Origin of the sequence: uncultured Jatrophihabitans sp. (assembly GCF_964251945.1) — a bacterium.
Lineage (GTDB): Bacteria > Actinomycetota > Actinomycetes > Mycobacteriales > Jatrophihabitantaceae > Jatrophihabitans.
Genome location: NZ_CAXULP010000010.1, coordinates 1 through 26,103, shown reverse-complemented (window position 1 = coordinate 26,103; position 26,103 = coordinate 1). Strand labels below are relative to the sequence as shown.

Sequence of the window (26,103 nt, the reverse complement as noted above, 5' to 3'; positions counted from 1 at the left end):
TCAGGCAGTGGCGACGACGTCGGCGATGCGCCCGGCGAGCGCGTCGGCGAGCTCCTGGTTGCCGGCTTCGACCATCACCCGCACTAGCTGCTCGGTGCCCGAGGCTCGCAACAGCACCCGGCCGGCGTCGCCCAGCTCGCGCTCGGCGGCCTCGACCGCAGCGGCCACCGCGGGCGAGGACGCGACGGCGGCCCGGTCGCCGACCGGGACGTTCACCAGCGTCTGCGGCAGCCTTTGCACGACGCCCGCCAGCTCGGCCAGCGCCGCGCCGGTGTCGGCCATCCGGGCCATGACGTTCAGCGCGGTGAGCAGCCCGTCGCCGGTCGTCGCGTCGTCGGCGAAGATGAGGTGCCCGCTCTGCTCGCCGCCCAGGCTGAGGTCCTTCGCGCGCAGCGTCTCCAGGACGTACCGGTCGCCCACCGCGGTCGTCAGCACCGAGATGCCCGCGTCGCGCATGGCGTGATGGAAGCCGAGGTTGCTCATCACCGTCGCCACGACCGTGTCGTCGCGCAGCCGGCCAGCCGCCCGCAGCGCGAGAGCGCAGATCGCGAGCAGCTGGTCGCCGTCGACCACCGCGCCGGTGGCGTCGACGGCCAGGCAGCGGTCTGCGTCGCCGTCGTGGGCGATGCCCAGGTCCGCGCCGCTGGCCCGCACGGCGGCGATCAACGGACCCAGGTGTGTGGAGCCGACCCCGTCGTTGATGTTCAACCCGTCCGGCGCGGCGGCGAGGGTGGTGACGCTCGCCCCGGCGCCGCGGTAGATCTCCGGCGCCACGGCCGACGCCGCGCCGTGCGCGCAGTCGACCACCACGTGCAGGCCGTCGAGGCGCGCCGGCTGCGTGCCGAGCAGGTGGGCGCCGTAGCGCTCGACCGCGTCGTCGGCCACCCGCAGCCGGCCGATGGCCGCGCCGGTGGGCCGGTTGCGGACCGGCGCGTCGAGCAGCGCCTCGATCTCCGCCTCGATCTCGTCGGGCAGCTTTACCCCGCCGGCCGCGAACAGCTTGATCCCGTTGTCTGGCATCGGGTTGTGCGACGCCGACAGCACGACGCCGACGTCCGCGCCGTACGAGTCGGTCAGGTACGCCACGGCGGGAGTGGGCACGACGCCGGCGAGCAGCACGTCCGCGCCGGCGGAGGTGAGGCCCGCGACGACCGCGCCCTCCAGCATCTCGCCGCTGGCCCTCGAGTCGCGGCCGACGACCGCCAACGGGCGGTGCGACGCGTCGTGCGCGACCAGGACGCGAGCGGCCGCGCTGGCGACCGCGAGCGCGAGTTCCGGCGTCAAGTCGCCGTTCGCGAGGCCGCGAACGCCGTCGGTGCCGAACAGCGACAAGTCGTTTACCGCTTGGAGTACTGAGGCGCCTTGCGGGCCTTCTTCAGCCCGTACTTCTTGCGCTCCTTGGCCCGGGGGTCGCGGGTGAGGAAGCCGGCCTTCTTCAGCGCCGGCCGGTCGTCGGGCTCGATGCCGATGAGCGCGCGGGAGATCGCGAGCCGCAGCGCGCCGGCCTGGCCGGTGATGCCGCCGCCGATCAGCGAGGCGATGACGTCGTACTGGCCGTCCTTCTCCAGCGTCACGAACGGCTCGCGGATGAGCTGCTGATGGACCTTGTTCGGAAAGTAGCTGTCGAGGGTGCGGCCGTTGAGTTTGAAGTCGCCGGTGCCGGGGATCAGGCGGACTCGGACGATGGCCTCCTTGCGGCGGCCGACGACGGGTGCGGGCATGGGAGTTGTCACTGGGAAACCTGCTTGATCTCGAAAGGCTGGGGCTTCTGCGCCGCGTGCGGATGGTCAGGGCCGGCGTACACCTTGAGCTTCTTCAGCTGGGCGCGGCCGAGGGTGTTCTTCGGGAGCATGCCGCGCACGGCGAGTTCGACCAGGCGCTCGGGCCGGCGCTGGAGCAGCTCGCCGACCGTCACCTGCCGCAAGCCGCCCGGGTAGCCGGAGTGCCGGTAACGGAGGTCGCCGCGCTTGCTGGCCGCGACGGCGATCTTGGACGCGTTGACGACGACGACGAAGTCGCCGGTGTCGACGTGCGGGGCGAACTGCGGCTTGTGCTTGCCGCGCAGCAGGCGGGCGGCGGTGCTGGCGAGACGGCCGAGAACGATGTCGTCGGCGTCGATCACGTGCCAGGAACGCTCGATCTCACCCGGCTTCGGGGAGTACGTGGGCACAGCTTGGTCCTCTGCTCGGTCTTCACGCGGAACGCGCCCCCACAGTGCCCGCGATTGGGGCGGTCACTCCGAGGCATGGCCGGGACGCGCAGGTCTGCCGCACGTCGACCACTGACACTACCGGCGCTGCGGCGGCCCGGCCAAATCCGGCCTATCATCCTCAGCGGTACGAACGACGAACAGGAGCCCGGTGCCGCAGGCCAAATCGCAGCGCTCCAGCGTCCTGCAGCACATCGGCTGGGTGCCCTTCGCCTGCGTCATCGCGATGGTGCTGGTCCTGTCGCTCGCCGGCGTCACGTGGCTGACCTCGCCCTACTGGGGCCACAACGCGCAGGCGCAGGAGCGCAACGTCGGGTCGGTGCCGACAACCGCAGGCGTCGGCTCGGACGCCGCGGCGTTGGCGCTGAGCCCGAACCGGGTCGAGCTGCCCACGCTGAAGGCCCAGGCGCCGGTCGTCTCGGTCGCCACCAGTTCCAACGGCGAGCTGGAGATCCCGCTCGACCCGAAGATCGTCGGCTGGTGGAAGCCGGGCGCACAGCCCGGGGCGAAGACCGGCACCGCCGTGCTCGCCGGGCACATCAACTACGCCGGCGTGACAGGCGCGCTCGCCGACATCGGCAAGCTCAAGCCCGGCGATCCGGTGTACGTGTTCGGCACGCACAACGTCGCTAAGAATGGGGCCGGCCGCCGGGCCGAGGTCAAGTTCTCGGTCACCGGCGTCCGGACCTACCACAAGACGTCGCTGCCCTACCGGCAGATCTTCGACCAGAAGGTCGTCGGCCGGATCGCGCTCGTGACCTGCGGCGGCCCGTTCGACGCGGCCACCGGCAACTACCTCGACAACATCGTCGTCTACGCCGTGCCGGCCTGAGCTGCAGAGCCGTGCCGGCCTGAGCCGCAGAGCCGTGCCGGCCTGAGCTGCAGAGCCGTGCCGGCCTGAGCTGCAGGTCAGCGGGCGCGCTGCACCCGTGTCTCGTCGAAGACCGGCTCGTTCGACTCGTACACCCGGCCGTCCGCGCCGAAGACGAGGAACCGGTCGAAGGAGCGGGCGAACCAGCGGTCGTGGGTCACCGCCAGGACCGTGCCGTCGAAGGAGTCGAGCGCCTCGTCCAACGCCTCGGCGCTGAGCACGTCGAGGTTGTCGGTCGGCTCGTCGAGCAGTAGCAGGGTGGCGCCGGAGAGCTCCAGCAACAGGATCTGGAAACGCGCCTGCTGTCCGCCGGACAGCGTGCCGAACGGCTGCTCGGCCTGCTCGCCCAGCCCATAGCGGCGCAGCACCGACATCGCGCGGCCGCGGTCGACGCTCGGCCGGTCCTCGGCGCCCTTCCAGAGCAGGTCGAGCAGCGGACGGTCGAACCATTCCGCGTGCGCGTGCGTCTGCGCGAACAGGCCCGGGACGACGCGCGCGCCGAGCCGCCACTCGCCGGTGTGCGCGACCGGCGAGCCGGCGAGCAGGTGCAGGAAATGCGACTTGCCCGCGCCGTTCGCGCCGAGCACGCCGATCCGCTCGCCGTAGAAGATCTCGGCGTCGAACGGGCGCATCAGCCCGGCCAGCTCTAGGCCGACGCAGGTGATCGCGCGCTTGCCGGTGCGCCCGCCGCGCAGCCGCATCGACACCTGCTGGTCCGCCGGCTTGTCCGGCGGCGGCCCGACGGCCTCGAACCTCGCCAGCCGGTTGGCCATGGCCCGGTAGCGCGAGGCCATGTCCGGGCTGATCTTCGCCTGCTGCTGCAGGGTTCGGGTCAGCTCCTTCAGCCGGGCGTGCTCCTCCTCCCAGCGCCGGCGCAGCTCGGCCATCCGCTCGTGCCGATTCGCCCGCGCCTCGTGATAGGACGCGAAGCCGCCGCCGTGCACCCAGGCCGTGCCGCCCTCGATCGTCACCACCCGGTCGGCGACGGCGGCGAGCAGTTCGCGGTCGTGGCTGACGAACAGCACCGTCTTCGACGTCTCCTGCAGCCGCTGCTCGAGCCAACGCTTGCCGGGCACGTCGAGGTAGTTGTCCGGCTCGTCGAGCAACAGCACCTCGTCGCGGCCGCGCAGCAGGAGTTCGAGCGCGAGTCGCTTCTGCTCGCCGCCCGACAGCGTCCGCAGCTCGCGGTACTTGCACCGCTCGTACGGGACGCCGAGCGCGGCGACCGTCACGGTGTCCCACAGCACCTCGGCGTCGTAGCCGCCGGCGTCGCCCCACTCGGTGATCGCGTGCGCGTACGCGAGCTGCGCGGCCTCGTCGTCGCGCTCCATCAGCGACAGCTCTGCGGCCTGTAGCGCCGCCCACGCGACGCGCAGCGCCGGCGCGCAGAGCTGGATCAAGAAGTCCTGCACGCTCGTGCTGTCGCGCACCGAGCCGATGAACTGGCGCATGACGCCTAGACCGCCGACCCGGGCGATCGCGCCGCTCTGCGGCTGCTCGTCGCCGGCGACGAGGCGCAGCAACGTCGTCTTGCCGGCGCCGTTGGCCCCGACCAGGGCCGCCTTGACGCCTTCGCCGATCCGGAAGGTCGCGTCGGTGAGCAGCGCGCGGCCGTCGGACAGCGTGTGCCCGACCCCGCTGACGTCGACGTAGCCCATCGGCTCAGTCTGACGGGAATCGGGCCCGCCGCGCACCCCGGTTACCACCACCTTCGCGGCGCTGCTGGAGCAAGATGGTCGCCATGTCGCTCACCGACAATCCAGCTGAGGCAGCTGCCGCCGGCGAGGTCGAACTAGCCGCGCTGGCAGCGCAGCTGCCGGCCGGCGCGCTGCTCACCGATCCCGACCTGCTCGCCGGCTACCGGCAGGACTGGGCGCGCGACCCGGACGCGGGGACGCCGCTCGCGGTCGTCCGCGCCACGTGCACGGCGGACGTGCAGACGGTGCTGCGCTGGGCAAGCGCGCGGCGCGTCCCGGTCGTGCCGCGCGGGGCTGGGTCCAGCCTGTCCGGCGGGTCTACCGCGGTGGACGGCGGGATCACGCTGAGCACTGAGCGAATGCGAGAGGTCGTCGTCGACCCGGTCACCCGGGTCGCGGTCGCGCAGCCCGGCGCGTTGAACGTCGAGGTGAAGGCGGCGGCGGCCGCGCACGGGCTCTGGTACCCGCCCGACCCGTCGTCGTTCGAGATCTGCTCGATCGGCGGCAACGCGGCGACGAACGCCGGCGGCCTGTGCTGCGTCAAGTACGGCGTCACCACCGACTACGTGCTGGGCATGGAGGTCGTGCTCGCCGACGGGACAGCCGTGCGGCTCGGCGGACCGCGGCTCAAGGACGTCGCCGGGCTGTCGCTGACCAAGCTGTTCGTCGGCTCCGAGGGCACGTTGGGCGTGATCACCGAGCTGACCCTGCGGCTGCTGCCGGCGCCACCGGTCGGCTCGACGCTGGTCGCAACGTTCGCCTCGATCGAGGCCGCCGCGAAGGCTGTCGTCTCCTGCACCGCGCGGGTGCGGCCCTCGATGCTCGAGCTGATGGACAACGGCAGCATCAACGCCGTCGAGGACATGATCTCGATGGGCCTCGACCGCGACGCCGGGGCACTGCTGCTCGCCCGCTCCGACGCGCCGGCGCCGGCCGCGGAGGCCGAGTTGGAGCTGGTCCGCGAATCGTGTGTGGCGAACGGCGCGGACGAGATCTACCTGACCTCGGATCCCGATGAGGGCGAGGCGTTCGCGGTGGCGCGGCGCGCGGCGTTCCCGGCGATGGAGCGGCGCGGCGCACTCCTGCTGGAGGACGTAGGCGTCCCGGTGCCGGAGCTGCCGACCCTGGTCCGCGGCGTCCGGGAGATCGCGACCGCCCAAGACACCGAGATCGTGGTCGTGGCGCACGCCGGCGACGGCAACACCCACCCGATCATCGCCTATCCGCCCGGCGACGCCGCAGCCGAGGCGCGGGCGCGGATCGCCTTCGGCGAGGTGATGGACCTAGCGCTGTCCCTCGGCGGCACGATCACCGGCGAACACGGCGTCGGCCGGCTGAAGGCGCCGTGGCTGCCGGCGCAGCTCGGGCCGGAGGTCATGGCGCTCACCCGCCGGATCAAGGACGCGCTGGACCCGCTCGGCATCCTCAACCCCGGCGTCGTGCTCAGCCCCACCCGGACGTGAGGCTTCACCGTCAGGAGAGCAGGGCACGCAGTTCCGCGCACGCGTCCTCGAGCCGGCCGACCGCGGCGAGAGTCTCGACGGCGGTTGCTCAACCGCAGCGACCCTTCGCGCTCCAGCCGATCGAGCTCGTCGAAGGCCGCGAGCTGACGCTCGAAGTCATCGAGCCAGGGCTTCTCTGCGCTCATGGAGACCCTCTCTGTTCGTCCTCCCCCAACGCTAAATAGCGCCACTGACAGTTCGAGGCCGGATAGTGGCGGCGCCGACCCGGGGTGTCCGTTCCAGCACTGTGCTACCGCCGTAACACAGGCGCTGAGGGGGAACCACCTGGTGGTGGTGGTGGGCGCCGTCCGCCTAGGGTCGAGTCTCATGCCGCGCCGTCCGAGCAGAGCCGTCCCGACCGTTGTCGTGCCGGGCTGGGGCGGGTCCGGCCCGGAGCACTGGCAGACGTGGCTCGAGGGTCGGTTGCAGGAAGCCGGCCGACAGACGCGCCGCCCGGCGTTCGACGACGTCGACAACCCCGACCTCGCCGGCTGGCTGGCCGCGCTGCGGGCTGCGCTGGCCGACCTGCCGGCCGACGGCTACGACGTGCTGGCTCACTCGCTGGGCGCGGTGCTGTGGTTGCATCACGTGCAGGTGCCGGGCACCTCGCCGCGGGCCGCCCGCGTCGCGCTCGTGTCGCCCCCGTCGCCGACGACGGCGGAGCCGCAGATCGACGAGTTCTTCCCGCCGCCGCTGTACGTCGACGCGGTGCGCGCGGGCGCGGATGGCACGGTGCTGGTGGCGAGCGATGACGACCCGTACCTGCCCGAAGGGATTGCGGCGGCCTACGGCGTGCCGCTCAAGATCGCGACGACGGTGATCGAGGGCGGCGGGCACTTGAACGCTGACAGCGGATTCGGCGAGTGGCCGGCAGCGCTCAACTGGTGCAACCGCGACAACCTCGCGTTCTTCTGAGTCGTCGCCCCGCCGCGGCAGATCTTGCGCCTGTCGCACCGCCACGCGGCCAAAGACGGTCAGGCTCGACGCGCTCGCGTCTGCTCGACGCGGGCGCCCAGCTCCGCATCCGGCGGGTAGCCCACCTCGACGAGCGTCAAGCCGTGCGCCGGCGCCACCCCGACCTCGTCCGAGCGCCGGTCCCGATCGAGCAGGGACGCCGGCCAATCGACGGCACGTCTGCCCTCGCCGACGGCGAGCAACGCGCCGACCAGCGAGCGCACCATCGAGTGGCAGAAGGCGTCGGCCACGACTGTGCACACGATCTCGGCGCCCGAATCGCCGTCGCGCTCGACGTCGAGGCGCAACAGGGTGCGAATCGTCGTCGCCCCCTCGCGGCGCCGGCAGAACGCGGCGAAATCGTGCAGCCCGACCAGCTGCCGCGCGGCGCCGGCCATCGACTCGACGTCAAGGGGGCGCGGCCAGCCGAGCACAAACCGACGGCGCAACGGGTCGACCCCGCCCGGGGCATCGGCAATCCGGTACTCGTAGCGGCGCAGCATCGCGGCGAACCGGGCGTCGAAGCCGAGCGGAGCGACTGACGCCGCGAGCACTCGGACGTCGGGGGGCAGCAGCCCGCGCAGACTGCGCAGCAATGTGCCCGGCAGTTCCGGCACGTCGCAATGCGCGACTTGACCGGTCGCGTGCACGCCGGTGTCCGTGCGGCCGGCCACGACCAACCGCACGGCGGGCAGCCGCAAGGCGACCGCCAACGCGTCCTCGACGACCTGCTGGACGGTGCGCCGACCCGGCTGGCGAGCCCAGCCGGAAAACCCGGCGCCCTCATAAGTGAGGTCGAGACGGACCCGCATCAGCGGGCCCGCCTCGATCATGCTGTCGTTCAGCGTGGGTCAGTCCTCGGTGGCTCAGTCCTCGTTGGCGGAGCGCGCTTCCTGGCCACCGGCCTCGGGCTCCTCGCCCTCGAGCACCTCTTCGGCCGCCTCCGCGGCGCCCTCGGCCTTTTCGCTGTCCAAGCCGAGCGCCGTCAGCCCCTCGTCGGTCGCCGCGGTCGCGCCGGTCTCGGCGCTCTCGTCGACCTCGACCGTTTCGACCGAGGCGTCGTCGGCGGCCACCGCCGCGGCCGTCGCCGACTCGGCGGCGGCGTCCTCGGCGATCTCCCGGGTGCGGCCGCTCGGAGCCTTCTTCGCCGCGCTTTTCGTGCCGCGGGCTCGTTCGGCCTCGGCGACGACCGAGCGAAGCTCCTCCACCAGCTCGATGATCGCCATCGGCGCGTTATCGCCCTTGCGCGGACCGGTCTTGACGATGCGGGTGTAGCCGCCAGGCCGGGTTGCGAACTTCGGGCCGATCTCCGCGAACAGCTTGTGCACGACATCCTTGTCCCGGATGACCGTCAGCACCTGGCGGCGAGCGTGCAGGTCACCCCGCTTCGCGAAGGTGATCAGCCGCTCGGCCAACGGCCGCAGCCGTTTCGCTTTGGCCTCGGTGGTGGTGATGCGATCGTGCTCGAACAGAGACGTGGCGAGATTCGCCAGCATCAGCCGCTCGTGCGCGGGGCTGCCGCCGAAGCGGGCACCCTTGGTGGGCGTGGGCATTGTGGTGCTCCTAGTCGGATTTAGAGCTGCTCGGTCTCGGCGTAATCAGTGTCGTCGGCGAAGTCGTCCTCGCCGTAGGACTCCACCGAGGTCGGCAGCGCGAATCCGGGCGGGCTGTCTTTCAGCTGCAGTCCGAGGCCGGCCAGCTTGACCTTGACCTCGTCGATCGACTTCGAGCCGAAGTTGCGGATGTCGAGCAGGTCCGCCTCGCTGCGGCCGACCAGTTCGCCCACGGTGTGGATGCCCTCGCGCTTGAGGCAGTTGTAGGAGCGCACGGTGAGGTCGAGGTCCTCGATCGGCATAGAGAACGCCGCGATGTCGGCGACCTCGGCCGGCGACGGACCGACGTCGATGCCTTCTGCCTCGTCGTTCAGCTCGCGGAACAGGCCGAACAGCTCGACCAGCGTGTGCCCGGCCGAGGCGACGGCGTCGCGCGGGGCCAGCGAGTTCTTCGTCTCCACATCGACGACCAGACGGTCGAAGTCGGTGCGCTGCTCGACGCGGGTGGCCTCGACGTTGTAGGTCACCTTCAGCACCGGCGAGTAGATCGAGTCGACCGGGATGCGGCCGATCTCCTGTCCCGCCTGCTTGTTCTGCGTGGCGGTGACGTAGCCGCGGCCGCGCTCGACGACCAGCTCGATCTCGAGCCGGCCCTTCTTGTTGATGGTGGCGATGTGCAGGTCCGGGTTGTGCACGGTGACGCCGGCCGGCGGAGCGATGTCCGCGGCGGTGACGTCGCCCGGGCCTTGCTTGCGCAGGTACATGACGACCGGCTCATCGCTGTCCGAGCTGACGACGAGCTCCTTGAGGTTCAGGATGACGTCGGTGACGTCTTCCTTGACGCCCTCGACGGTCGTGAACTCGTGCAGCACGCCGTCGATGCGGATGCTGGTGACTGCCGCGCCCGGGATGGAGGACAGCAGCGTGCGCCGCAACGAGTTGCCGAGCGTGTACCCGAAGCCGGGCTCGAGCGGCTCGATGACGAACTTCGAGCGGTTCTCGGCGATCGGCTCTTCGGCCAGGGTGGGGCGCTGAGAGATCAGCACAGGCAGTGCTCCTTCTTCTGACGGGGCTCCCGCTATATGAAGCCCGTGAACTTTCGGTGTTCAGTTGTTTTGCTTCACGAGTTGTCCTCGGTTGCTCGGCCGCTGGGCCGATGACGCGCGGACAACTCGAGATTGCGAGCGTCCTACTTGGAGTAGAGCTCGACGATCAACTGCTCCTGGACCGGGATGTCGATCTGCGCGCGCTCCGGCAGCCGGTGCACGAGCACCCGCAGCCGGTTCGGCACGACCTGCAGCCAGGCCGGGACGGGCCGGTCGCCCTGCGTCTCGCGGGCGATCAGGAACGGCGTGGTCTCCAGCGACTTCGGCTTCACGTCGACGATGTCGTACTGCGAGACGCGGTAGCTCGGGATGTCGACCTTGTGGCCGTTGACCAGGAAATGGCCGTGGCTCACCAGCTGGCGGGCCTGGCGCCGGGTGCGGGCGATGCCGGCACGGTAGACGACGTTGTCCAGCCGGGACTCGAGGATCTGCAGCAGGTTGTCGCCGGTCTTGCCCTGACCGCGGACGGCCTCTTCGTAATAGCGCCGGAACTGCTTCTCGAGCACGCCGTAGCTGTACTTCGCCTTCTGCTTCTCCTGCAGCTGCAGGAGGTACTCGCTCTGCTTGATGCGCGAGCGGCCGTGCTGGCCGGGCGGGTACGGGCGGCGCTCGAACGAGCGGTCGCCGCCGACGAGGTCGACGTTGAGGCGCCGCGAAATACGTGTCGCAGGTCCGGTGTAACGAGCCATCAGACCCTCCGACGCTTCGGCGGACGGCAGCCGTTGTGCGGCTGCGGGGTGACATCGGAGATCGTCCCGACCTCGAGGCCAGCGGCGGTCAGCGACCGGATCGCGGTCTCCCGGCCAGATCCCGGGCCCTTGACGAACACGTCGACCTTCTTCAGCCCGTGCTCCTGGGCCTTGCGGGCGGCGTTCTCGGCCGCCATCTGCGCCGCGAACGGCGTCGACTTGCGCGAGCCCTTGAAGCCCACGTGCCCGGCGGAGGCCCAGCTGATCACGTTGCCCTGCGGGTCGGTGATCGAGACGATCGTGTTGTTGAACGTGCTCTTGATGTGGGCCTGGCCCACCGCGACGTTCTTCTTCTCCTTGCGGCGGACCTTCTTCACGCCCGCCTTGCGCGCTTGTGCTGGCACTACTTCTTACCTGCCTTCTTCTTGCCCGCGATGGTCTTCTTGGGGCCCTTGCGGGTGCGCGCGTTGGTCTTCGTGCGCTGGCCGTGGACGGGCAGGCCGCGGCGGTGCCGGACGCCTTCGTAGCAGCCGATCTCGATCTTGCGACGGATGTCGGCGGCGACCTCGCGGCGCAGGTCGCCCTCGACGCGGAAGTTGGCGTCGATGTATTCGCGCAGCTTCACCGCGTCGTCCTCGCTGAGGTCCCGGACGCGGACGTCCGGGCTGACGCCGGTGGCCTTCAGGGTTTCGTGCGCGCGGGTCCGCCCGACGCCGTAGATGTAGGTGAGCGCGATCTCCAGCCGCTTCTCGCGGGGCAGATCGACGCCGGCAAGACGTGCCATACGGTCGTTCTCCAGTGTGTGACTCGAAGGTGTTCAGCGCGTCCGTCCCGTGTCGCACGCCCGGACGAGTCCTGGTGTGCGGCGCGGGCTCCGGCCTTCGTCCGGAGGTGCTTAGCCGTCAGCTGACGACGCAGGCACGCGCTCGATGGATGGCTCTGCTAGCCCTGACGCTGCTTGTGGCGCAGGTTCTCGCAGATGACCATGACCCGACCGTGGCGACGAATGACCTTGCACTTGTCGCAGATCGGCTTGACGCTCGGCTTGACCTTCACGGCCGTGCCAACCTTTCAGATGCTGGGCGACTCACTTGTAGCGGTAGACGATGCGGCCGCGGGTGAGGTCGTAGGGCGAGAGCTCCACGACCACACGGTCCTCCGGAAGGATCCGGATGTAGTGCTGACGCATCTTGCCGCTGATGTGGGCGAGGACCTTGTGCCCATTGCTCAGTTCCACTCGGAACATCGCGTTGGGCAATGGCTCGACCACGCGGCCTTCGACCTCGATGGCCCCGTCTTTCTTGGCCATAACCTCCGCTTTTCGTGACTGGACGTGCTCAGGCACAGCCGTGATCCGGCGGTGTCGTGCTGTGTAGTGCTGTGTAGGGCAATGGGCTGCGCCGTGAGGGCTCGTCCTGTCCGCGGCCACAGCGGAGGTACGGAAGAGATGGCGTGCGCCAGCGGTCCAGTCTACGCCGGAGTTCGCCGTCCAGCCAAAACCGGGACGTCAGGCGGCGGTAGCGCTGAGCTGGACGCCCCGGCGGGCGAGCTCGGCGCGTCCGCCGTCCTCGGCGGTCAGCACCCACGGGCCGTCGTCGAGGATCGCCACGGTGTGCTCCCAGTGCGCGGCCCACGAGCCGTCGACGGTGCGCACCGTCCAGCCGTCGTCGAGCTCCTCGGTCGCGCGCGAGCCCAAGGTGATCATCGGCTCGATCGCGAGCGCCATGCCCGGGGTCAGCCGAGGCCCCTTCCCCGGCCGGCCGTAGTTCAGGATGTGCGGCGCCATGTGCATCTGCGTGCCGATGCCGTGGCCGCCGTAGCCAGCGACGATGCCGTACCTGCCGGCCCGCCGGACCGACGTCTCGACCGCGTTCGAGATGTCGCTCAGCCGGCCGTTCGCGCGCGCGGCGGCGATGCCGTCCCACATCGAGGCCTCGCATGCCGCCGACAGCTCCGCGACATCGGCAGCGATCTCCCCCACCTGCGCCGAGATCGCCGAGTCGCCGTGCCAGCCGTCCACGATTGCGCCGAAGTCGATCGAGATGAGATCGCCTTCCATCAGTTTCTCGGCCGCGGACGGGATGCCGTGCACGACCTTGTCGTTGACCGACGCGCAGATCACCGCCGGGTAGCCGTGATAGCCGAGGAACGACGGGGTCGCGCCGGCCGCCTTGAGCATGTCCCTGGCGATGGCGTCGAGGTCGCCGGTCGACACGCCGGGCGCAACGGCGTCGCGCATCGCCGCGAGCGCAGCCGCGACCACCAGCCCGGCCGCGCGCATCGTCGCGATCTGCTCCGGCGACTTGAGCTCAATCCGCTCTGCGGTGGCGCGCATCAGGCGTACGGCGTCAGGGCGGCGACGGCGCGCTCGGTGACGTCCTCAACCGGGCCGATCGCCTCGATGGCGACGAGCTGGTCCGACGATCGGTAGAAGTCGATCAACGGCGCGGTCTGCGCGGCGTACACATCGAGCCGATGACGCACCGTTGCCGGCTTGTCGTCATCGCGCTGGTACAGCTCGCCGGCGCACCTGTCGCAGACGTCGGCCGTCGACGGCGGGTCGAACTGGAGATGCCAGACGTGGCCGCACTTCTTGCAGGTGCGCCGGCCGGACAGCCGCTTCACCACCTCGGCATGTTCCACCTCGAGGTCCAGCACGACGCTGAGAGCCAGACCCAGCTCGTCCAGGATGCCGTTGAGTTCGCCGGCCTGCGCGACGTTGCGCGGGAAGCCATCGAGCAGGAAGCCCTCGCGGGCGTCGTCTTGCGCAAGCCGGTCGCGGACCATCGCGTTGGTGACCTCGTCGGGCACCAGGTCCCCGGCGTCCATGTACTTCTTGGCGAGCCGGCCGAGGTCCGTGCCGCCGGACACGTTCGCGCGGAAGATGTCGCCGGTCGAGATCTTCGGGATGTCGAAGTGCGCGGCGATGAATTCCGCCTGCGTCCCCTTCCCCGCGCCCGGGGGTCCGACGAGCACCAGTCTCACTGCAGCACTCCCCTTCTCAGCGCAGGAAGCCTTCGTAATTGCGCTGCATCAGCTGGCTTTCGATCTGCTTCACCGTGTCCAGCGCGACGCCGACCATGATCAACACGGCGGTGCCGCCGAACGGGAAGTTCTGGTTGTTGCCGCTGGTGATGTTGAAGAAGAAGTTCGGCAGCACCGCGACGATTCCCAGGTACAGCGAGCCGGGCAGCGTGATCCGCGACAGCACGAACTGCAGGTACTCGGCGGTCGGCCGGCCGGGCCGGATGCCGGGAATGAACCCGCCGTACTTCTTCATGTCGTCGGCGCGTTCGACCGGGTCGAAGGTGATGCCGACGTAGAAGTAGGCGAAGAAGATGATCAGCAGGAAGTAGACCGTCAGGTAGACCCAGGACTGCTGGTTGATGAGGTAGGCGTTCACCCACCGCGCGAAGCCGCCGCTGCTGCCGGTGCTGCCGCTCGTCAGCTGGCTGATCAGCTGCGGGATGTAGAGCAGCGACGACGCGAAGATGACTGGGATGACGCCCGCCTGGTTCACCTTCAGCGGCAAGTAGGTGGACGTGCCGCCGTACTGGCGCCGGCCGACCATCCGTTTGGCGTATTGCACCGGGATGCGGCGCTGCGCCTGTTCGACGAACACCACCGCGACGATGATCGCCAGCCCGAGCAGCAGGATCAGCGTGAAGACGAAGCCGCCCGCGTTCTGCAGGATGATGTGGCCCTCGCTCGGGATCCGCGCCGCGATCGAGGTGAACATCAGCACGGACATGCCGTTGCCGACGCCGCGGTCGGTGATCAGCTCGCCGAGCCACATGATGACCGCGGTGCCCGCGGTCATCGTGAGCACCATCGTGGTGAGCGTCCAGACGTCCTGGTGGTAGAGGATCGAGGTGCTCTTGCAGTCCGGGAACAGCTGGCCCGAGCGGGCCAGCGCGATGAAGCCGGTCGACTGCAGGATCGCCAGGCCGATGGTCAGGTAGCGGCTGTACTGCGTCAGCTTCTGCTGGCCGGCCTGGCCCTCCTTCTTCAGCTGCTCGAAGCGCGGGATGACCACGACGAGCAGCTGGATGATGATGCTCGCGGTGATGTAGGGCATGATGCCGAGCGCGAAGACCGACAGCCGCAGCAGCGCGCCGCCGCTGAACAGGTTGATCAGCGAGTAGATGTTCTGGTGGTTCTTCGCGCCGCTGGCGATGCAGCCGTTGATCGCGTCGGTGTTCGTGTTCGGCGTCGGGATGGACGCGCCGAAGCGGTACAGCACCAGGATCGCCAGCGTGAAGAGCAGCTTCTTGCGCAGGTCGGGCGTCCGGAACGCCGATGCGAACGCGCTGAGCACAGATCCTCCTGCGGCAATGCTGGTGTACATGGGACGGGGCGGCGGCGCGGCTACCCCGGCCAGTGATGACGCTCAGGCTAACAGTGCGGCGCTGATCGGGACCTTCGTCCAGTCACGGCCGCAGGCAGAGGTTGGCCGCGCTGCGGCGCGACACACGGGGCGGCGCGCCGCAGCGGGGCCAAGACCTGCGGTTAGAGCTGGATGACCGAGCCGCCGGCCGCGGCGATCTTCTCCCGCGCGGAGCCGGAGAACGCGTGCGCGCTGACGGTCAGCGCGACCGTGAGATCGCCGTCGCCGAGCACCTTGACCGGCTCGCCCTTGCGGACGGCGCCGGCGGCCACGAGCGCATCGACGTCGACATCCCCGCCCTGCGGGAACTTGGCCGCCAGCGTCGCCACGTTCACGACCTGATACTCGACACGGAAGCGGTTCTTGAAGCCACGCAGCTTGGGCAGCCGCATGTGGATCGGCATCTGGCCGCCCTCGAACCCGGCGGGCACCTGGTAGCGCGCGCCGGTGCCCTTGGTGCCGCGGCCGGCCGTCTTGCCCTTGCTGCCTTCGCCACGACCCACCCGGGTCTTCTTGGTGTGCGAGCCGGGGGCCGGCTTCAGGTGGTGGACCTTCAGGTTTCCCATGGCTATTCGACCTCCTCAACCGTCACGAGGTGCACGACGGTGGCAACCATGCCCCGGATCTCCGGGCGGTCTTCCTTGACGACGGTGTCGTGCATCCGCTTCAGGCCCAGGGACCGCAGCGTGTCCTTCTGGTTCTGCTTGTAGCCGATGCCCGACTTCGTCTGGGTGATCTTCAGCTGCGTCATCGTCATGCTCCCTGGCCGGCGCGCGCCCGCAGCATGCCGGCGGGCGCGACGTCCTCGAGCGGCAGCCCACGGCGCGCCGCGACCTCCTCGGGACGGACGAGGCCCTTCAGCGCGGCGATGGTGGCGTGCACGATGTTGATCGGGTTGTCCGACCCGAGCGACTTGGACAGCACGTCGTGGATGCCGGCGCACTCGAGCACGGCGCGCACCGGGCCGCCGGCGATGACGCCGGTGCCGGGGCTCGCCGGCTTGAGCAGGACGACGCCCGCGGCCTTCTCGCCCTGGATCGGGTGCGGGATGGTCTGCTGGATCCGCGGCACCTTGAAGAAGTTCTTCTTTGCCTCTTCGACGCCCTTGGCGATGGCTGCCGGAACCTCCTTCGCCTTGCCGTAACCGACGCCGACCGTGCCGTCGCCGTCGCCGACGACCACCAGTGCGGTGAAGCTGAACCGCCGGCCGCCCTTGACCACCTTGGCGACGCGGTTGATCGTCACGACCCGCTCGAGATAGGTGCTCTTCTCCGCGGCGTTGCCGCCACGGCCGCCGTCACGACGGTCCCGACGATCGCGCTGGCCGCCTTGACCGCCCTGGCCACCCGGGCCGCCTTGGTCGTTGCCGCCGGTGCGGGCGCCGCGCTGCGGTCCAGGCATCAGACGGTCCCCTCAGTTGTGTTGCTCATCAGAAGTCCAATCCAGCTTCGCGGGCGGCCTCGGCGAATGCCGCGATCCGGCCGGTGTAGGTGTTGCCGCCACGGTCGAAGACGACCTTGGTGACCCCGGCGGCCTTCGCGGCGTCCGCGACGGTCGCGCCGAGCTGCCTGGCCTGGGCCGTCTTGTCGCCGTCGGCGAGCTTGAACGTGGACCCGGAGGCCAGCGTGACGCCCAACGAGTCGTCGACGACCTGCACGAACAGGTGCCGCGACGAACGGGTGACCACGAGGCGCGGCCGCTCGGCGCTGCCGACGACCTTCTTGCGCAGCCGGAAGTGCCGGCGGGACTTCGCGACCCGGCGGTTGGCCGAGGCGCCGGCCGACCCGCGGGCCTGCTTGACGATGCTGCTCGCGCTCACTTCTTGCCAGCCTTTCCAGCCTTGCGGCGAATGACCTCGCCCTGGTAGCGCACGCCTTTGCCCTTGTACGGATCCGGCTTGCGCAGCTTGCGGATGTTGGCGGCGACCTCGCCGACCTTCTGCTTGTCGATGCCCTCGACGGCGAACCGGGTGGGGGCCTCGACGCGGAAGGTGATGCCGTCCGGCGCCGTGACGAACACCGGGTGCGAGAAGCCGAGCGCGAACTCGAGGTCGCTGCCCCTGGCGGTGACGCGGTAGCCGGTGCCGACGATCTCGAGCGTCTTCGCGTAGCCAGCCGTGACGCCGGTGACCATGTTCGCGATCAGCGTGCGGGACAGGCCGTGCAGCGCCTTCGACTCACGCTCGTCGTCCGGCCGGGCGACGGCGATGACGTCGCCGTCGCGGCTGACGGTGATCGGCTCGGCGACGACGTGGTTCAGGGTGCCCTTGGGGCCCTTCACCGTGACCGTCTGACCGTCGATGGCCACGTCCACACCGGAGGGCACGGGAACGGGAAGCTTTCCGATTCTGCTCATTGGACTACCTCCGTCACCAGACGTAGGCGAGGACTTCCCCGCCCACCCCACGCTTGGCCGCTTGCCGGTCGGTCAGCAGCCCAGTCGACGTCGAGATGATGGCCACGCCGAGGCCGCCGAGCACCCGCGGCAGTCCGGTGGACTTCGCGTACACGCGCAGGCCCGGCTTGGACACCCGACGGACGCCGGCGATGCTGCGCTCGCGGTTGGGGCCGTACTTCAGCTCGAGGGTCAGCACGCGGCCGACACTCTTGCCGTCAGCGCCCTCCGGCGCGTCGGCGACCTTGAAGCCGGCGATGTAGCCCTCCTGCTTCAGGATCTCCGCGATGTGGCCCTTGAGCTTCGAGTGCGGCATGGCCACCTCGTCGTGGAACGCCGTGTTGGCGTTGCGCACGCGGGTGAGCATGTCCGCGATCGGGTCAGTCATTGTCATTGCGTTGCACTTCTTTCTCGCCCGGTTCCGGTAAAGGCCTGGAGCGAAGAGTTGTTGTCTCGGGTGTTACCAGGACGATTTGGTGACGCCGGGCAGCTCGCCGGCGTGCGCCATCTCGCGGAAGCAAATCCGGCACAGGCCGAACTTGCGATAGACCGCCTGCGAGCGTCCGCATCGCTGGCAGCGGGTGTAGCCGCGCACGCCGAACTTCGGCTTGCCGGCCGCCTTCATCCGCAGCGCCGTCTTTGCCATCAGATCAACACTCCGTTTCGCACCTGGTCCGCGAAGCGGAGGTGAGCGTTTACTCCGGTTGCCATCAGCTGTTCTCCTTGAACGGGAAGCCGAGCGCGCGCAACAGCGCCCGCCCCTCGTCGTCGTTGGCCGCGGAGGTCACCACGGTGATGTCCATGCCGCGCTGCCGGTCGATGCTGTCCGGATCGATCTCGGTGAACATCGACTGCTCGGTGAGGCCGAAGGTGTAGTTGCCGTTGCCGTCGAACTGCCGGTCCGAGAGCCCGCGGAAGTCGCGGATCCGCGGCAGCGCGAGCGACAGCACGCGGTCGAGGAACTCCCACATGCGGTCGCCGCGCAGCGTGACCTTCGCGCCGATCGGCATGCCCTCGCGCAGCTTGAACTGCGCGATGGACTTGCGGGCGCGCTGAACCAGCGGCTTCTGGCCGGTGATCAGCGTCAGGTCGCGGACCGCGCCGTCCATCAGCTTGCTGTCCTTGGCGGCCTGGCCGACGCCCATGTTGACGACGATCTTGACGAGGCCGGGCACCTGCATCGGGTTGCCGAAGGAGAACTGCTCCGTCAGCGCCGGCACGATCTCGGCGCGGTAGCGGGTCTTGAGCCGTGGCGTCGGGGCCTCGGTGGCGGGTGCGCTCATCACAGATCCTTTCCGGAGCGGCGGGACGTGCGCACGTTGCGGCCGCTCTCCTCGTCGTGCCGGTAGCCGACGCGAGTCGCCTTGCCCTCGCTGTCGATCACCATCACGTTGCTGGCGCTGATCGGCGCCTCGACGTGCTCGATGCCGCCGGACTTCGCGCCGCGGGCGGTCTGGCCGACCCGGGTGTGCTTCGTGACGCGGTTGACGCCTTCGACGACCACCTTGTTCGTGTCCGGGTTGGCCGCGATGACCTTGCCCTTGACGCCGCGGTCCTTGCCGGCGATGACGACGACCTCGTCGCCCTTCTTGACCTTCATGACTAGAGAACCTCTGGCGCTAGGGAAATGATCTTCATGAACCGCTTGTCGCGCAGCTCGCGGCCCACCGGGCCGAAGATGCGGGTGCCGCGGGGCTCGCCGTCCTGGCGGATCAGCACGGCGGCGTTCTCGTCGAAGCGGATGTAGCTGCCGTCCGGACGGCGCCGCTCCTTGACGGTGCGGACGATGACCGCCTTGACGACGTCGCCCTTCTTGACGCCGGCGCCGGGCAGCGCGTCCTTGACCGTCGCGACGATGATGTCGCCGATCCCGGCGTAGCGCCGGCCGGAGCCGCCCATCACGCGGATGCACAAGATCTCCTTGGCGCCGGTGTTGTCGGCGACTCGAAGTCGCGACTCCTGCTGAATCACTGGAACTCTCCTGAAATTGCGGCTGACCTAGGGCGGTGGCCCATCCACCCGAGGAAATGAGGGCTTACTTGGCCTTTTCGAGCACTTCGACCACGCGCCAGCGCTTGGTCGCGGACTGCGGACGGGTCTCCATGATCAGGACGCGGTCGCCGATGCCGACCTGGTCGGACTCGTCGTGCGCTTTGAGCTTGGTGGTGCGGCGGATGACCTTGCCGTAGAGCGGGTGCTTGACCCGGTCCTCGACCTCGACCACCACGGTCTTGCTCATCTTGTCGCTGACCACGAGGCCTTCGCGCACCTTGCGGTGCGAGGTCCGGGCGGCCTGTTCGGTCTGCTCGGTTGGCGCTGCGTGCTCGGTCTGCTCGGCCGTTGGCTGGCTCATGCTGTGACACCTTCACTTGCGGTCGCGTTGACTGCGTCGGGCGCGACCGACAGGCCGAGCTCGCGCTCGCGCAGGATCGTGTAGATCCGCGCGATGTCGTGTTTGACGGCGCGCAGCCGCCGGTTGTTATCCAGCTGCCCGGTCGCCGTCTGGAAGCGCAGGTTGAACAGCTCTTCCTTCGACTCGCGCAGCCGCGTGTCGAGTTCCTCGGCGTTGAGCTCGCGCAGCTCAGCGGTCGTCGAGCTGGCCATCAGAATTCACCTTCCCGGGTGACGATCCGGCATTTCATCGGCAGTTTGTGGATCGCGCGGGTGAGCGCTTCGCGGGCGACGACCTCGTTCGGGAACGACAGCTCGAACAGCACCCGACCGGGCTTGACGTTCGCGATCCACCACTCGGGCGAACCCTTGCCCGAACCCATCCGGGTCTCGGCCGGCTTCTTGGTCAGCGGCCGGTCGGGGTAGATGTTGATCCACACCTTGCCGCCGCGGCGAATCCGCCGGTTGATCGCGATACGCGCCGACTCGATCTGCCGGTTGGTCACGTAGGCGGGCTCCAGCGCCTGGATGCCGTACTCGCCGAAGGACACCTTGGTGCCGCCGGAGGCCATGCCCCGGCGACTCGGGTGGTGCTGCTTGCGGTGCTTGACCCTGCGTGGGATGAGCATGACTCAGCTCTCCGGGGTTTCGTCGGCGGCCGCGGCGTCGGTCGAAGCGGCATCGGTCGAAGGGGCATCGGTCGGAGCAGCGTCAGTCGAGGCAGCGGCAGCCGCGCTGTCGCGCTCGGCGGCCGCGTCGATGGTTGCCTCAACGGGCTCGGCCGCTTCGGTGATCGTCGGCTCGGCGTTGACCTGCGCGGTGATCTCGGCCTCGGTCTTGGTGACCAGGTCTGGCGTGCTGGCGGCGACGTCGGCGCCGGCCTCGGCGGCCGTGTTGACGCGCGACTCCTGCTCCTCGAGCTCCGCCGGCTCGCTGACCGGCGCCTCGACGCTTGTCTGGCCGGACGCGGCGCGACCGGCGTCGGTGCTGACACCCGTCGTGCCCTGCGAGCCCGAACGGCGCGGACGCGCCCCGGCCGGGCGGTCCCGGCGCTGGCGCAGCGCCTCGGCGGCCGCGGCGGCCTCCCGCTCGGCGCGTGAGCCGGTCGGCACCTCGCCCTTGTACAGCCAGACCTTGACGCCGATGCGGCCGAAGGTCGTGCGGGCCTCGTAGAAGCCGTAGTCGATGTTCGCGCGCAACGTGTGCAGCGGGACGCGGCCCTCGCGGTAGAACTCCGAGCGGGACATCTCCGCGCCGCCGAGGCGGCCGGCGCACTGCACCCGGATGCCCTTGACGCCCGGCGCCTTCAGCGCCGACTGCATGCTCTTGCGCATCGCGCGGCGGAAGCTGACGCGGTTGCTCAGCTGCTCCGCGACGCCCTGCGCCACGAGCTGCGCGTCGCCCTCGGGGTTCTTCACCTCGAGGATGTTCAGTTGCACCTGCTTGCGGGTCAGCTTCTCCAGCTCGCCGCGGATGCGGTCGGCCTCCGCGCCGCGCCGGCCGATGACGATGCCCGGCCGGGCGGTGTGGATGTCAACGCGGACGCGGTCGCGGGTGCGCTCGATCTCGACCTTGGCGATGCCGGCGCGCTCCATGCCCTTGGACATCAGTCGGCGGATCGCCACGTCTTCCTTGACGTACTCCGCGTACTGCTTGTCGGCGAACCAGCGGCTCTTGAAGTCCGTGGTGATACCGAGCCGGAACCCGTTCGGGTTGACCTTCTGCCCCATTAGCTGTGTCCTTTGCTCTTCGCGCAAGCGCTCATCGCTGTGTTCGCTCCGCTCCTCGGGCCGCGGGCGGCCCTGCGATGCTCACTCATCGATTGCCCCTCTTACGGCTTGGCGTGTCCACGCTCTCGACCTCGATCGTGATGTGGCTCGTGCGCTTGCGGATGCGGTACGCGCGGCCCTGCGCGCGCGGCTGGAACCGCTTCAACGTCGGCCCCTCGTCCACGTAGGCGCGCGAGATGATCAGCGACTGCGGGTCGAGGGAGAAGTTGTGCTCGGCGTTCGCAATTGCGCTCTGCAGCACCTTGAGCACCGGCTCGCTGGCGGCCTGCGGCGCGAACTTGAGCACCGACACCGCCTCCTGCGCCGGCAGGTCGCGGATGAGGTCGACGACGCGCCGCGCCTTCATCGGCGTCACGCGCACATGCGTCGCCTTCGCGAAGGCGTGCCGCACCTCGTTCAGTTCAGTCATGACAGTGTCCTCAGCCTCGTCGCGCTCGGCGGTCGTCCTTGATGTGCCCGCGGAACGTGCGCGTGGGGGCGAACTCGCCCAGCTTGTGCCCGACCATGCCCTCGGTGACGAACACCGGGACGTGCTTGCGGCCGTCGTGCACGGCGATCGTGTGGCCGAGCATGTCGGGGATGATCGTCGAGCGGCGTGACCACGTCTTGATGACGTTGTGCGAGCCGCGGTCGTTCTGCGCGTCGACCTTCTTCAGCAGGTGGCCGTCGACGAACGGGCCCTTCTTCAAACTGCGTGGCATGGCTGTTCAGACCCCTCAGCGCTTCTTGTTCGTGCGGCGGCGGCGGACGATGAGCTGGTCGCTCGCCTTGTGGCGACGGGTGCGACCCTCGGGCTTGCCGTTCGGATTGACCGGGTGCCGGCCGCCGGACGTCTTGCCCTCGCCACCGCCGTGCGGGTGGTCGACCGGGTTCATGGCGACACCGCGGACGGTCGGGCGCTTGCCCTTCCAGCGCATGCGGCCGGCCTTGCCCCAGTTGATGTTGCTCTGCTCGGCGTTGCCGACCTCGCCGACGGTCGCCCGGCAGCGGACGTCGACGTTGCGGATCTCGCCGGACGGCATGCGCAGCTGCGCGTACGGGCCGTCCTTCGCGACGAGCTGCACGCTGGCGCCGGCCGAGCGGGCGATCTTCGCGCCGCCGCCGGGCCGCAGCTCGATCGCGTGGATCACCGTGCCGACCGGGATGTTGCGCAGCGGCAGGGCGTTGCCCGGCTTGATGTCCGCGCTCGGGCCGTTCTCGATGCGGTCGCCCTGCTTGAGCAGCCGCGGCGCGAGGATGTAGCGCTTCTCGCCGTCGGCATAGTGCAAGAGCGCGATGCGCGCGGTGCGGTTCGGGTCGTACTCGATGTGCGCGACTGTCGCCGGGACGCCGTCCTTGTCGTGCCGCCGGAAGTCGATCACCCGGTAGGCGCGCTTGTGGCCGCCGCCCTGGTGCCGGGTCGTGATCTTGCCGGTGTTGTTGCGACCGCCCTTGTTGTGCAGCGGACGGACCAGCGACTTCTCCGGGTGGTCACGGGTGACCTCGGCGAAGTCGGCGACCGAGGCGCCGCGGCGGCCCGGGGTGGTCGGCTTGTATCTGCGAATAGCCATGAGTCAGTCAGTCCTCTAGCCGATCTGGCCGAACACGTCGATGCGGTCGCCGGCGCGCAGCGTCACGACGGCGCGCTTGACGCTGCGCCGGGTGCCGAAGCCGCCGCGGGTGCGCTTGCGCTTGCCCTGGCGGTTCAGGGTGTTGACGCCGAGCACCTTGACGTTGAACACCTTCTCGACGGCGATCTTGATCTGCGTCTTGTTCGCCTGCGGGTGGACGTCGAAGGTGTATTTGTTGTCGTCCAGCAGGCCGTAGCTCTTCTCCGAGATGACCGGAGCGAGCAGCACGTCGCGGTGATCGTCGAACATCAGGCGGTCTCCTCAACTTCGTCCGAGCTGGCGCTCGCCTTCGCGGACTTGCCTTTGATCGGCCCCGCGAGAAACGTCTCGAGCGCGCCCTGCGTGAACACGACGTCGTCGCTGACGAGCACGTCGTAGGTGTTCAGCTGGCCCGGCTCGAGCAGGTGGACGGCCGGCACGTTGCGCAGACTGCGCCACGTCAGCTCGTCGGTCCGCTCGGCCACGACCAGCACGTGCCGGGCCTCGCTGATGGTCGCCAGCGCGGCGGCGGCCGCCCTGGTCGACGGCGAGTCGGCGTCGACCAGCGCGGACACCACGTGCACCCGCTCGTTGCGGGCCCGATCCGACAGGGCGCCGCGCAGGGCGGCAGCCTTCATCTTCTTGGGCGTGCGCTGGTCGTACTTGCGCGGCCGCGGGCCGTGCACGACGCCGCCGCCCGCGAACTGCGGCGCGCGGGTCGAGCCCTGCCGGGCCCGGCCGGTGCCCTTCTGCCGATACGGCTTGGCGCCGCCGCCGGAGACCTCGGCGCGGGTCTTGGTCTTGTGCGTGCCCTGCCGCGCGGCGGCGAGCTGGGCAACGACGACCTGGTGGATCAGCGCGATGTTGGTCTCGACGTCGAAGATCTCGGCGGGCAGCTCGACGGCGCTCTCCGCACCGCCGTCGGAGTCGGCGCCGAGCGGGTGTCGCACGGTCAAGGAGGTCATGCCGACGGTCCCTTCGACTTGTTGGCGGAGCGGACGAACAGCAGCGCGCCCTTGGGGCCCGGAACGGCGCCCTTGATCAGCAACAGGCCGCGCTCGATGTCCACCTTGTGCACGACCAGGCCGGTGGCGGTCGCCTTGACGTGGCCCATCCGGCCGGCCATCCGCACGCCTTTGAAGACGCGGCCGGGCGTGGCGCAGGCGCCGATCGAGCCCGGCTTGCGGTGGTTGCGATGCGAGCCGTGCGAGGAGGACACGCCGTGGAAGCCGTGCCGCTTCATGACGCCCGCGGTGCCCTTGCCTTTGGTGGTGCCGGTGACGTCGACCCGGGCACCGTCGACGAACACGTCCGCGCTGATCTCTTGACCGACGGTGTAGTCGTCGACCGAGTCGGTGCGCAGCTCGACCAAGTGCCGGCGCGGCGTGACGTTGGCGGCCTTGAAGTGGCCGGCCACCGGCTTGGTGACCTTGCGCGGGTCGATCTGCCCGTAGGCGAGTTGGACGGCGCGGTACCCGTCCTTCTCCTCGGTGCGGATCTGGGTGACGACGCATGGCCCGGCCTTCACGACGGTCACCGGCACGATCCGGTTGTTCTCGTCGAAGACCTGAGTCATGCCGAGCTTCTCGCCCAGGATCCCCGTTGTCTCGTTAGCCATGTCTCTCGCCTACTGGATGTTCACGTCGACGCTCGCCGGCAGGTCGATGCGCATGAGCGCGTCGACCGTCTTCGGCGTCGGGTCGAGGATGTCGATGAGCCGCTTGTGCGTGCGCATCTCGAAGTGCTCGCGGCTGTCCTTGTACTTGTGCGGCGACCGGATGACGCAATAGATGTTCTTCTCGGTCGGCAACGGCACCGGACCCACGACACGGGCCCCGGTGCGCGTGACCGTCTCGACGATCTTGCGCGCGCTGGAGTCGATGGCCTCGTGGTCGTAGGCCTTGAGCCGGATGCGGATCTTCTGTCCAGCCATGCGAGCTGACTCACCTTCGTTGTTCTTGATGCTGCAGGTTCGAGCTCGCGGCTGCGCCAGCCGGAGCATGGTCCCGGGCGGACCTTGGCAGGCCCGCCCGGAACGGTTGCTACTGGACGATCTTGGTGACGCGGCCCGCACCGACGGTGCGGCCGCCCTCGCGGATTGCGAAGCGCAGGCCTTCCTCCATGGCGATCGGCTGGATCAGCTCGACCGACATCTCGGTGTTGTCGCCCGGCATGACCATCTCGGTGCCCTCCGGGAGGGTCACCACGCCGGTCACGTCGGTGGTGCGGAAGTAGAACTGCGGGCGGTAGTTGTTGAAGAACGGCGTGTGCCGCCCGCCCTCGTCCTTGCTGAGGATGTAGACGTTCGCCTCGAACTTCGTGTGCGGGGTGGTCGTGCCCGGCTTGATCACGACCTGGCCGCGCTCGACGTCCTCGCGCTTGATGCCGCGCAGCAGCAGGCCCACGTTCTCGCCGGCCTGGCCCTCGTCGAGCAGCTTGCGGAACATCTCGATGCCGGTGACCGTGGTGGTCTGCTTGGTCGGGTGGATGCCGACGATGTCGACGGTCTCGTTGACCTTCAGGGTGCCACGCTCGATGCGGCCGGTGACGACGGTGCCGCGGCCGGTGATCGTGAAGACGTCCTCGACGGGCATGAGGAACGGCTTGTCCATCTCGCGCTCGGGCTGCGGGATCGAGTCGTCCACGGCCTGCATGAGCTCGAGCACCGACTCGCCCCACTTCGCGTCGCCCTCGAGCGCCTTGAGCGCCGAGACCTTCACGACCGGAGCGTCGTCGCCCGGGAACTCGTACTGGGTCAGCAGCTCGCGGACCTCGAGCTCGACGAGCTCCATGATCTCCTCGTCGTCGACCATGTCGGCCTTGTTCAGCGCCACGACGATGTAGGGCACGCCGACCTGGCGGGCCAGGAGCACGTGCTCCTTGGTCTGCGGCATCGGGCCGTCGGTCGCGGCGACCACCAGGATCGCGCCGTCCATCTGGGCCGCGCCGGTGATCATGTTCTTGATGTAGT

At 69.6% G+C, this 26,103-nt stretch carries 39 protein-coding genes and 1 pseudogene; 3 read left to right on the top strand and 37 right to left on the bottom strand.

Annotated features, from left to right (window positions below):
• Genes glmM through rplM form a run of 3 tightly spaced genes read right to left on the bottom strand, consistent with a single transcriptional unit; the run spans window position 1 to window position 2,170 of the window.
• Entirely contained in the window at window positions 1–1,332 is a 1,332-nt protein-coding gene (gene glmM, locus ACFFBG_RS16335) for a phosphoglucosamine mutase (protein WP_375480614.1), read from the bottom strand.
• A gap of 5 nt (window positions 1,333–1,337) precedes the next feature.
• Window positions 1,338–1,721: a 30S ribosomal protein S9 gene (gene rpsI, locus ACFFBG_RS16330; RefSeq protein ID WP_375480613.1), complete on the bottom strand. Its 384-nt coding sequence runs from the start codon at window positions 1,719–1,721 to the stop codon at window positions 1,338–1,340.
• Window positions 1,722–1,729: 8 nt separating this feature from the next.
• A complete protein-coding gene (rplM, locus tag ACFFBG_RS16325) occupies window positions 1,730–2,170 on the bottom strand; it encodes a 50S ribosomal protein L13 (RefSeq protein ID WP_375480612.1) in 441 nt (146 codons plus the stop codon).
• 190 nt (window positions 2,171–2,360) lie between these two features.
• Between rplM and ACFFBG_RS16320 the strand changes: the two genes are divergently transcribed.
• Entirely contained in the window at window positions 2,361–3,041 is a 681-nt protein-coding gene (locus ACFFBG_RS16320; protein ID WP_375480611.1) for a class F sortase, read from the top strand.
• 77 nt (window positions 3,042–3,118) lie between these two features.
• Here ACFFBG_RS16320 and ACFFBG_RS16315 read toward each other — a convergent pair whose 3' ends face one another.
• Entirely contained in the window at window positions 3,119–4,738 is a 1,620-nt protein-coding gene (locus tag ACFFBG_RS16315) for an ABC-F family ATP-binding cassette domain-containing protein (RefSeq protein ID WP_375480610.1), read from the bottom strand.
• An 83-nt stretch (window positions 4,739–4,821) separates the two neighbouring features.
• Here ACFFBG_RS16315 and ACFFBG_RS16310 point away from each other — a divergent pair, with 83 nt between their 5' ends.
• Complete coding sequence (locus ACFFBG_RS16310; protein WP_375480609.1) at window positions 4,822–6,240, top strand: FAD-binding oxidoreductase; 1,419 nt, start codon at window positions 4,822–4,824, stop codon at window positions 6,238–6,240.
• A 366-nt stretch (window positions 6,241–6,606) separates the two neighbouring features.
• Window positions 6,607–7,194: an RBBP9/YdeN family alpha/beta hydrolase gene (locus ACFFBG_RS16305; RefSeq protein WP_375480608.1), complete on the top strand. Its 588-nt coding sequence runs from the start codon at window positions 6,607–6,609 to the stop codon at window positions 7,192–7,194.
• Between the two features lie 59 nt (window positions 7,195–7,253).
• Here ACFFBG_RS16305 and truA read toward each other — a convergent pair whose 3' ends face one another.
• The 33 genes and pseudogenes from truA to tuf form a co-directional block, all read right to left on the bottom strand.
• Window positions 7,254–8,066: a tRNA pseudouridine(38-40) synthase TruA gene (truA, locus tag ACFFBG_RS16300; RefSeq protein ID WP_375480607.1), complete on the bottom strand. Its 813-nt coding sequence runs from the start codon at window positions 8,064–8,066 to the stop codon at window positions 7,254–7,256.
• Window positions 8,067–8,099: 33 nt separating this feature from the next.
• On the bottom strand, window positions 8,100–8,786 hold the full coding sequence (gene rplQ / locus ACFFBG_RS16295) for a 50S ribosomal protein L17 (RefSeq protein ID WP_375480606.1): 687 nt from the start codon (window positions 8,784–8,786) through the stop codon (window positions 8,100–8,102).
• Between the two features lie 20 nt (window positions 8,787–8,806).
• Window positions 8,807–9,832, bottom strand: coding sequence for a DNA-directed RNA polymerase subunit alpha (locus ACFFBG_RS16290; RefSeq protein ID WP_375480605.1), 1,026 nt, complete (start codon window positions 9,830–9,832; stop codon window positions 8,807–8,809).
• Window positions 9,833–9,975: 143 nt separating this feature from the next.
• Window positions 9,976–10,581 (bottom strand): 30S ribosomal protein S4, encoded by a 606-nt coding sequence (rpsD, locus tag ACFFBG_RS16285; RefSeq protein WP_375480604.1) that lies wholly within the window; start codon window positions 10,579–10,581, stop codon window positions 9,976–9,978.
• The gene (gene rpsK / locus ACFFBG_RS16280; RefSeq protein WP_375480603.1) at window positions 10,581–10,985 is read right to left on the bottom strand and encodes a 30S ribosomal protein S11; all 405 of its coding nucleotides are present in this window, start codon (window positions 10,983–10,985) and stop codon (window positions 10,581–10,583) included. Before rpsK ends, rpsD begins: the two co-directional genes overlap by 1 nt.
• Window positions 10,985–11,365, bottom strand: a complete 381-nt coding sequence (rpsM, locus tag ACFFBG_RS16275) for a 30S ribosomal protein S13 (protein ID WP_375480601.1) — start codon at window positions 11,363–11,365, stop codon at window positions 10,985–10,987. The genes rpsK and rpsM overlap by 1 nt, the downstream gene beginning before the upstream one ends.
• A 158-nt stretch (window positions 11,366–11,523) precedes the next feature.
• Complete coding sequence (rpmJ, locus tag ACFFBG_RS16270) at window positions 11,524–11,637, bottom strand: 50S ribosomal protein L36 (protein WP_015883600.1); 114 nt, start codon at window positions 11,635–11,637, stop codon at window positions 11,524–11,526.
• Window positions 11,638–11,668: 31 nt separating this feature from the next.
• Window positions 11,669–11,890, bottom strand: a complete 222-nt coding sequence (gene infA / locus ACFFBG_RS16265; RefSeq protein ID WP_027139599.1) for a translation initiation factor IF-1 — start codon at window positions 11,888–11,890, stop codon at window positions 11,669–11,671.
• Between the two features lie 198 nt (window positions 11,891–12,088).
• Window positions 12,089–12,916, bottom strand: coding sequence for a type I methionyl aminopeptidase (gene map, locus ACFFBG_RS16260; RefSeq protein WP_375480599.1), 828 nt, complete (start codon window positions 12,914–12,916; stop codon window positions 12,089–12,091).
• Window positions 12,916–13,566 carry an adenylate kinase gene (locus tag ACFFBG_RS16255; RefSeq protein WP_375480597.1) on the bottom strand — a complete coding sequence of 217 codons (651 nt, stop codon included), beginning with the start codon at window positions 13,564–13,566 and terminating at the stop codon, window positions 12,916–12,918. The genes map and ACFFBG_RS16255 overlap by 1 nt, the downstream gene beginning before the upstream one ends.
• Window positions 13,567–13,582: 16 nt before the next feature.
• A complete protein-coding gene (gene secY, locus ACFFBG_RS16250; protein ID WP_375480595.1) occupies window positions 13,583–14,899 on the bottom strand; it encodes a preprotein translocase subunit SecY in 1,317 nt (438 codons plus the stop codon).
• Window positions 14,900–15,090: 191 nt separating this feature from the next.
• Window positions 15,091–15,534 carry a 50S ribosomal protein L15 gene (gene rplO / locus ACFFBG_RS16245; RefSeq protein WP_375480593.1) on the bottom strand — a complete coding sequence of 148 codons (444 nt, stop codon included), beginning with the start codon at window positions 15,532–15,534 and terminating at the stop codon, window positions 15,091–15,093.
• Between the two features lie 2 nt (window positions 15,535–15,536).
• The gene (gene rpmD, locus ACFFBG_RS16240; RefSeq protein ID WP_375480591.1) at window positions 15,537–15,719 is read right to left on the bottom strand and encodes a 50S ribosomal protein L30; all 183 of its coding nucleotides are present in this window, start codon (window positions 15,717–15,719) and stop codon (window positions 15,537–15,539) included.
• 2 nt (window positions 15,720–15,721) lie between these two features.
• On the bottom strand, window positions 15,722–16,369 hold the full coding sequence (gene rpsE, locus ACFFBG_RS16235) for a 30S ribosomal protein S5 (RefSeq protein WP_375480589.1): 648 nt from the start codon (window positions 16,367–16,369) through the stop codon (window positions 15,722–15,724).
• A gap of 28 nt (window positions 16,370–16,397) precedes the next feature.
• Complete coding sequence (rplR, locus tag ACFFBG_RS16230; RefSeq protein ID WP_375480664.1) at window positions 16,398–16,772, bottom strand: 50S ribosomal protein L18; 375 nt, start codon at window positions 16,770–16,772, stop codon at window positions 16,398–16,400.
• Between the two features lie 11 nt (window positions 16,773–16,783).
• The gene (gene rplF, locus ACFFBG_RS16225; RefSeq protein WP_375480587.1) at window positions 16,784–17,323 is read right to left on the bottom strand and encodes a 50S ribosomal protein L6; all 540 of its coding nucleotides are present in this window, start codon (window positions 17,321–17,323) and stop codon (window positions 16,784–16,786) included.
• Window positions 17,324–17,336: 13 nt separating this feature from the next.
• The gene (gene rpsH / locus ACFFBG_RS16220; protein ID WP_375480585.1) at window positions 17,337–17,756 is read right to left on the bottom strand and encodes a 30S ribosomal protein S8; all 420 of its coding nucleotides are present in this window, start codon (window positions 17,754–17,756) and stop codon (window positions 17,337–17,339) included.
• A gap of 66 nt (window positions 17,757–17,822) precedes the next feature.
• The gene (locus ACFFBG_RS16215; protein WP_375480583.1) at window positions 17,823–18,008 is read right to left on the bottom strand and encodes a type Z 30S ribosomal protein S14; all 186 of its coding nucleotides are present in this window, start codon (window positions 18,006–18,008) and stop codon (window positions 17,823–17,825) included.
• A gap of 64 nt (window positions 18,009–18,072) precedes the next feature.
• Window positions 18,073–18,645, bottom strand: a complete 573-nt coding sequence (gene rplE, locus ACFFBG_RS16210) for a 50S ribosomal protein L5 (RefSeq protein WP_375480581.1) — start codon at window positions 18,643–18,645, stop codon at window positions 18,073–18,075.
• Complete coding sequence (gene rplX / locus ACFFBG_RS16205) at window positions 18,645–18,962, bottom strand: 50S ribosomal protein L24 (protein ID WP_375480579.1); 318 nt, start codon at window positions 18,960–18,962, stop codon at window positions 18,645–18,647. Before rplX ends, rplE begins: the two co-directional genes overlap by 1 nt.
• Window positions 18,963–18,964: 2 nt before the next feature.
• Complete coding sequence (gene rplN / locus ACFFBG_RS16200; RefSeq protein ID WP_375480577.1) at window positions 18,965–19,333, bottom strand: 50S ribosomal protein L14; 369 nt, start codon at window positions 19,331–19,333, stop codon at window positions 18,965–18,967.
• Between the two features lie 64 nt (window positions 19,334–19,397).
• Window positions 19,398–19,715, bottom strand: coding sequence for a 30S ribosomal protein S17 (rpsQ, locus tag ACFFBG_RS16195; RefSeq protein WP_375480575.1), 318 nt, complete (start codon window positions 19,713–19,715; stop codon window positions 19,398–19,400).
• A complete protein-coding gene (gene rpmC / locus ACFFBG_RS16190) occupies window positions 19,712–19,966 on the bottom strand; it encodes a 50S ribosomal protein L29 (protein ID WP_375480573.1) in 255 nt (84 codons plus the stop codon). Before rpmC ends, rpsQ begins: the two co-directional genes overlap by 4 nt.
• Window positions 19,966–20,382: a 50S ribosomal protein L16 gene (gene rplP, locus ACFFBG_RS16185; RefSeq protein ID WP_375480571.1), complete on the bottom strand. Its 417-nt coding sequence runs from the start codon at window positions 20,380–20,382 to the stop codon at window positions 19,966–19,968. Before rplP ends, rpmC begins: the two co-directional genes overlap by 1 nt.
• 273 nt (window positions 20,383–20,655) lie before the next feature.
• Window positions 20,656–21,483: pseudogene (gene rpsC / locus ACFFBG_RS16180) on the bottom strand (30S ribosomal protein S3); the annotation flags it as partial.
• Window positions 21,484–21,568: 85 nt separating this feature from the next.
• Window positions 21,569–21,952, bottom strand: a complete 384-nt coding sequence (gene rplV / locus ACFFBG_RS16175; RefSeq protein ID WP_375480569.1) for a 50S ribosomal protein L22 — start codon at window positions 21,950–21,952, stop codon at window positions 21,569–21,571.
• Window positions 21,953–21,962: 10 nt separating this feature from the next.
• Window positions 21,963–22,244 (bottom strand): 30S ribosomal protein S19, encoded by a 282-nt coding sequence (gene rpsS, locus ACFFBG_RS16170; RefSeq protein WP_375480567.1) that lies wholly within the window; start codon window positions 22,242–22,244, stop codon window positions 21,963–21,965.
• Window positions 22,245–22,259: 15 nt separating this feature from the next.
• Complete coding sequence (gene rplB / locus ACFFBG_RS16165; RefSeq protein WP_375480565.1) at window positions 22,260–23,093, bottom strand: 50S ribosomal protein L2; 834 nt, start codon at window positions 23,091–23,093, stop codon at window positions 22,260–22,262.
• 15 nt (window positions 23,094–23,108) lie between these two features.
• Window positions 23,109–23,402, bottom strand: coding sequence for a 50S ribosomal protein L23 (rplW, locus tag ACFFBG_RS16160; protein ID WP_375480563.1), 294 nt, complete (start codon window positions 23,400–23,402; stop codon window positions 23,109–23,111).
• Window positions 23,402–24,097: a 50S ribosomal protein L4 gene (gene rplD, locus ACFFBG_RS16155; RefSeq protein WP_375480561.1), complete on the bottom strand. Its 696-nt coding sequence runs from the start codon at window positions 24,095–24,097 to the stop codon at window positions 23,402–23,404. The genes rplW and rplD overlap by 1 nt, the downstream gene beginning before the upstream one ends.
• A complete protein-coding gene (rplC, locus tag ACFFBG_RS16150) occupies window positions 24,094–24,750 on the bottom strand; it encodes a 50S ribosomal protein L3 (protein ID WP_375480559.1) in 657 nt (218 codons plus the stop codon). Before rplC ends, rplD begins: the two co-directional genes overlap by 4 nt.
• A gap of 9 nt (window positions 24,751–24,759) precedes the next feature.
• Window positions 24,760–25,065 carry a 30S ribosomal protein S10 gene (rpsJ, locus tag ACFFBG_RS16145; protein WP_375480557.1) on the bottom strand — a complete coding sequence of 102 codons (306 nt, stop codon included), beginning with the start codon at window positions 25,063–25,065 and terminating at the stop codon, window positions 24,760–24,762.
• A 109-nt stretch (window positions 25,066–25,174) separates the two neighbouring features.
• On the bottom strand, window positions 25,175–26,103 hold a 929-nt coding region (gene tuf / locus ACFFBG_RS16140), incomplete at its 5' end, for an elongation factor Tu (protein ID WP_375480555.1).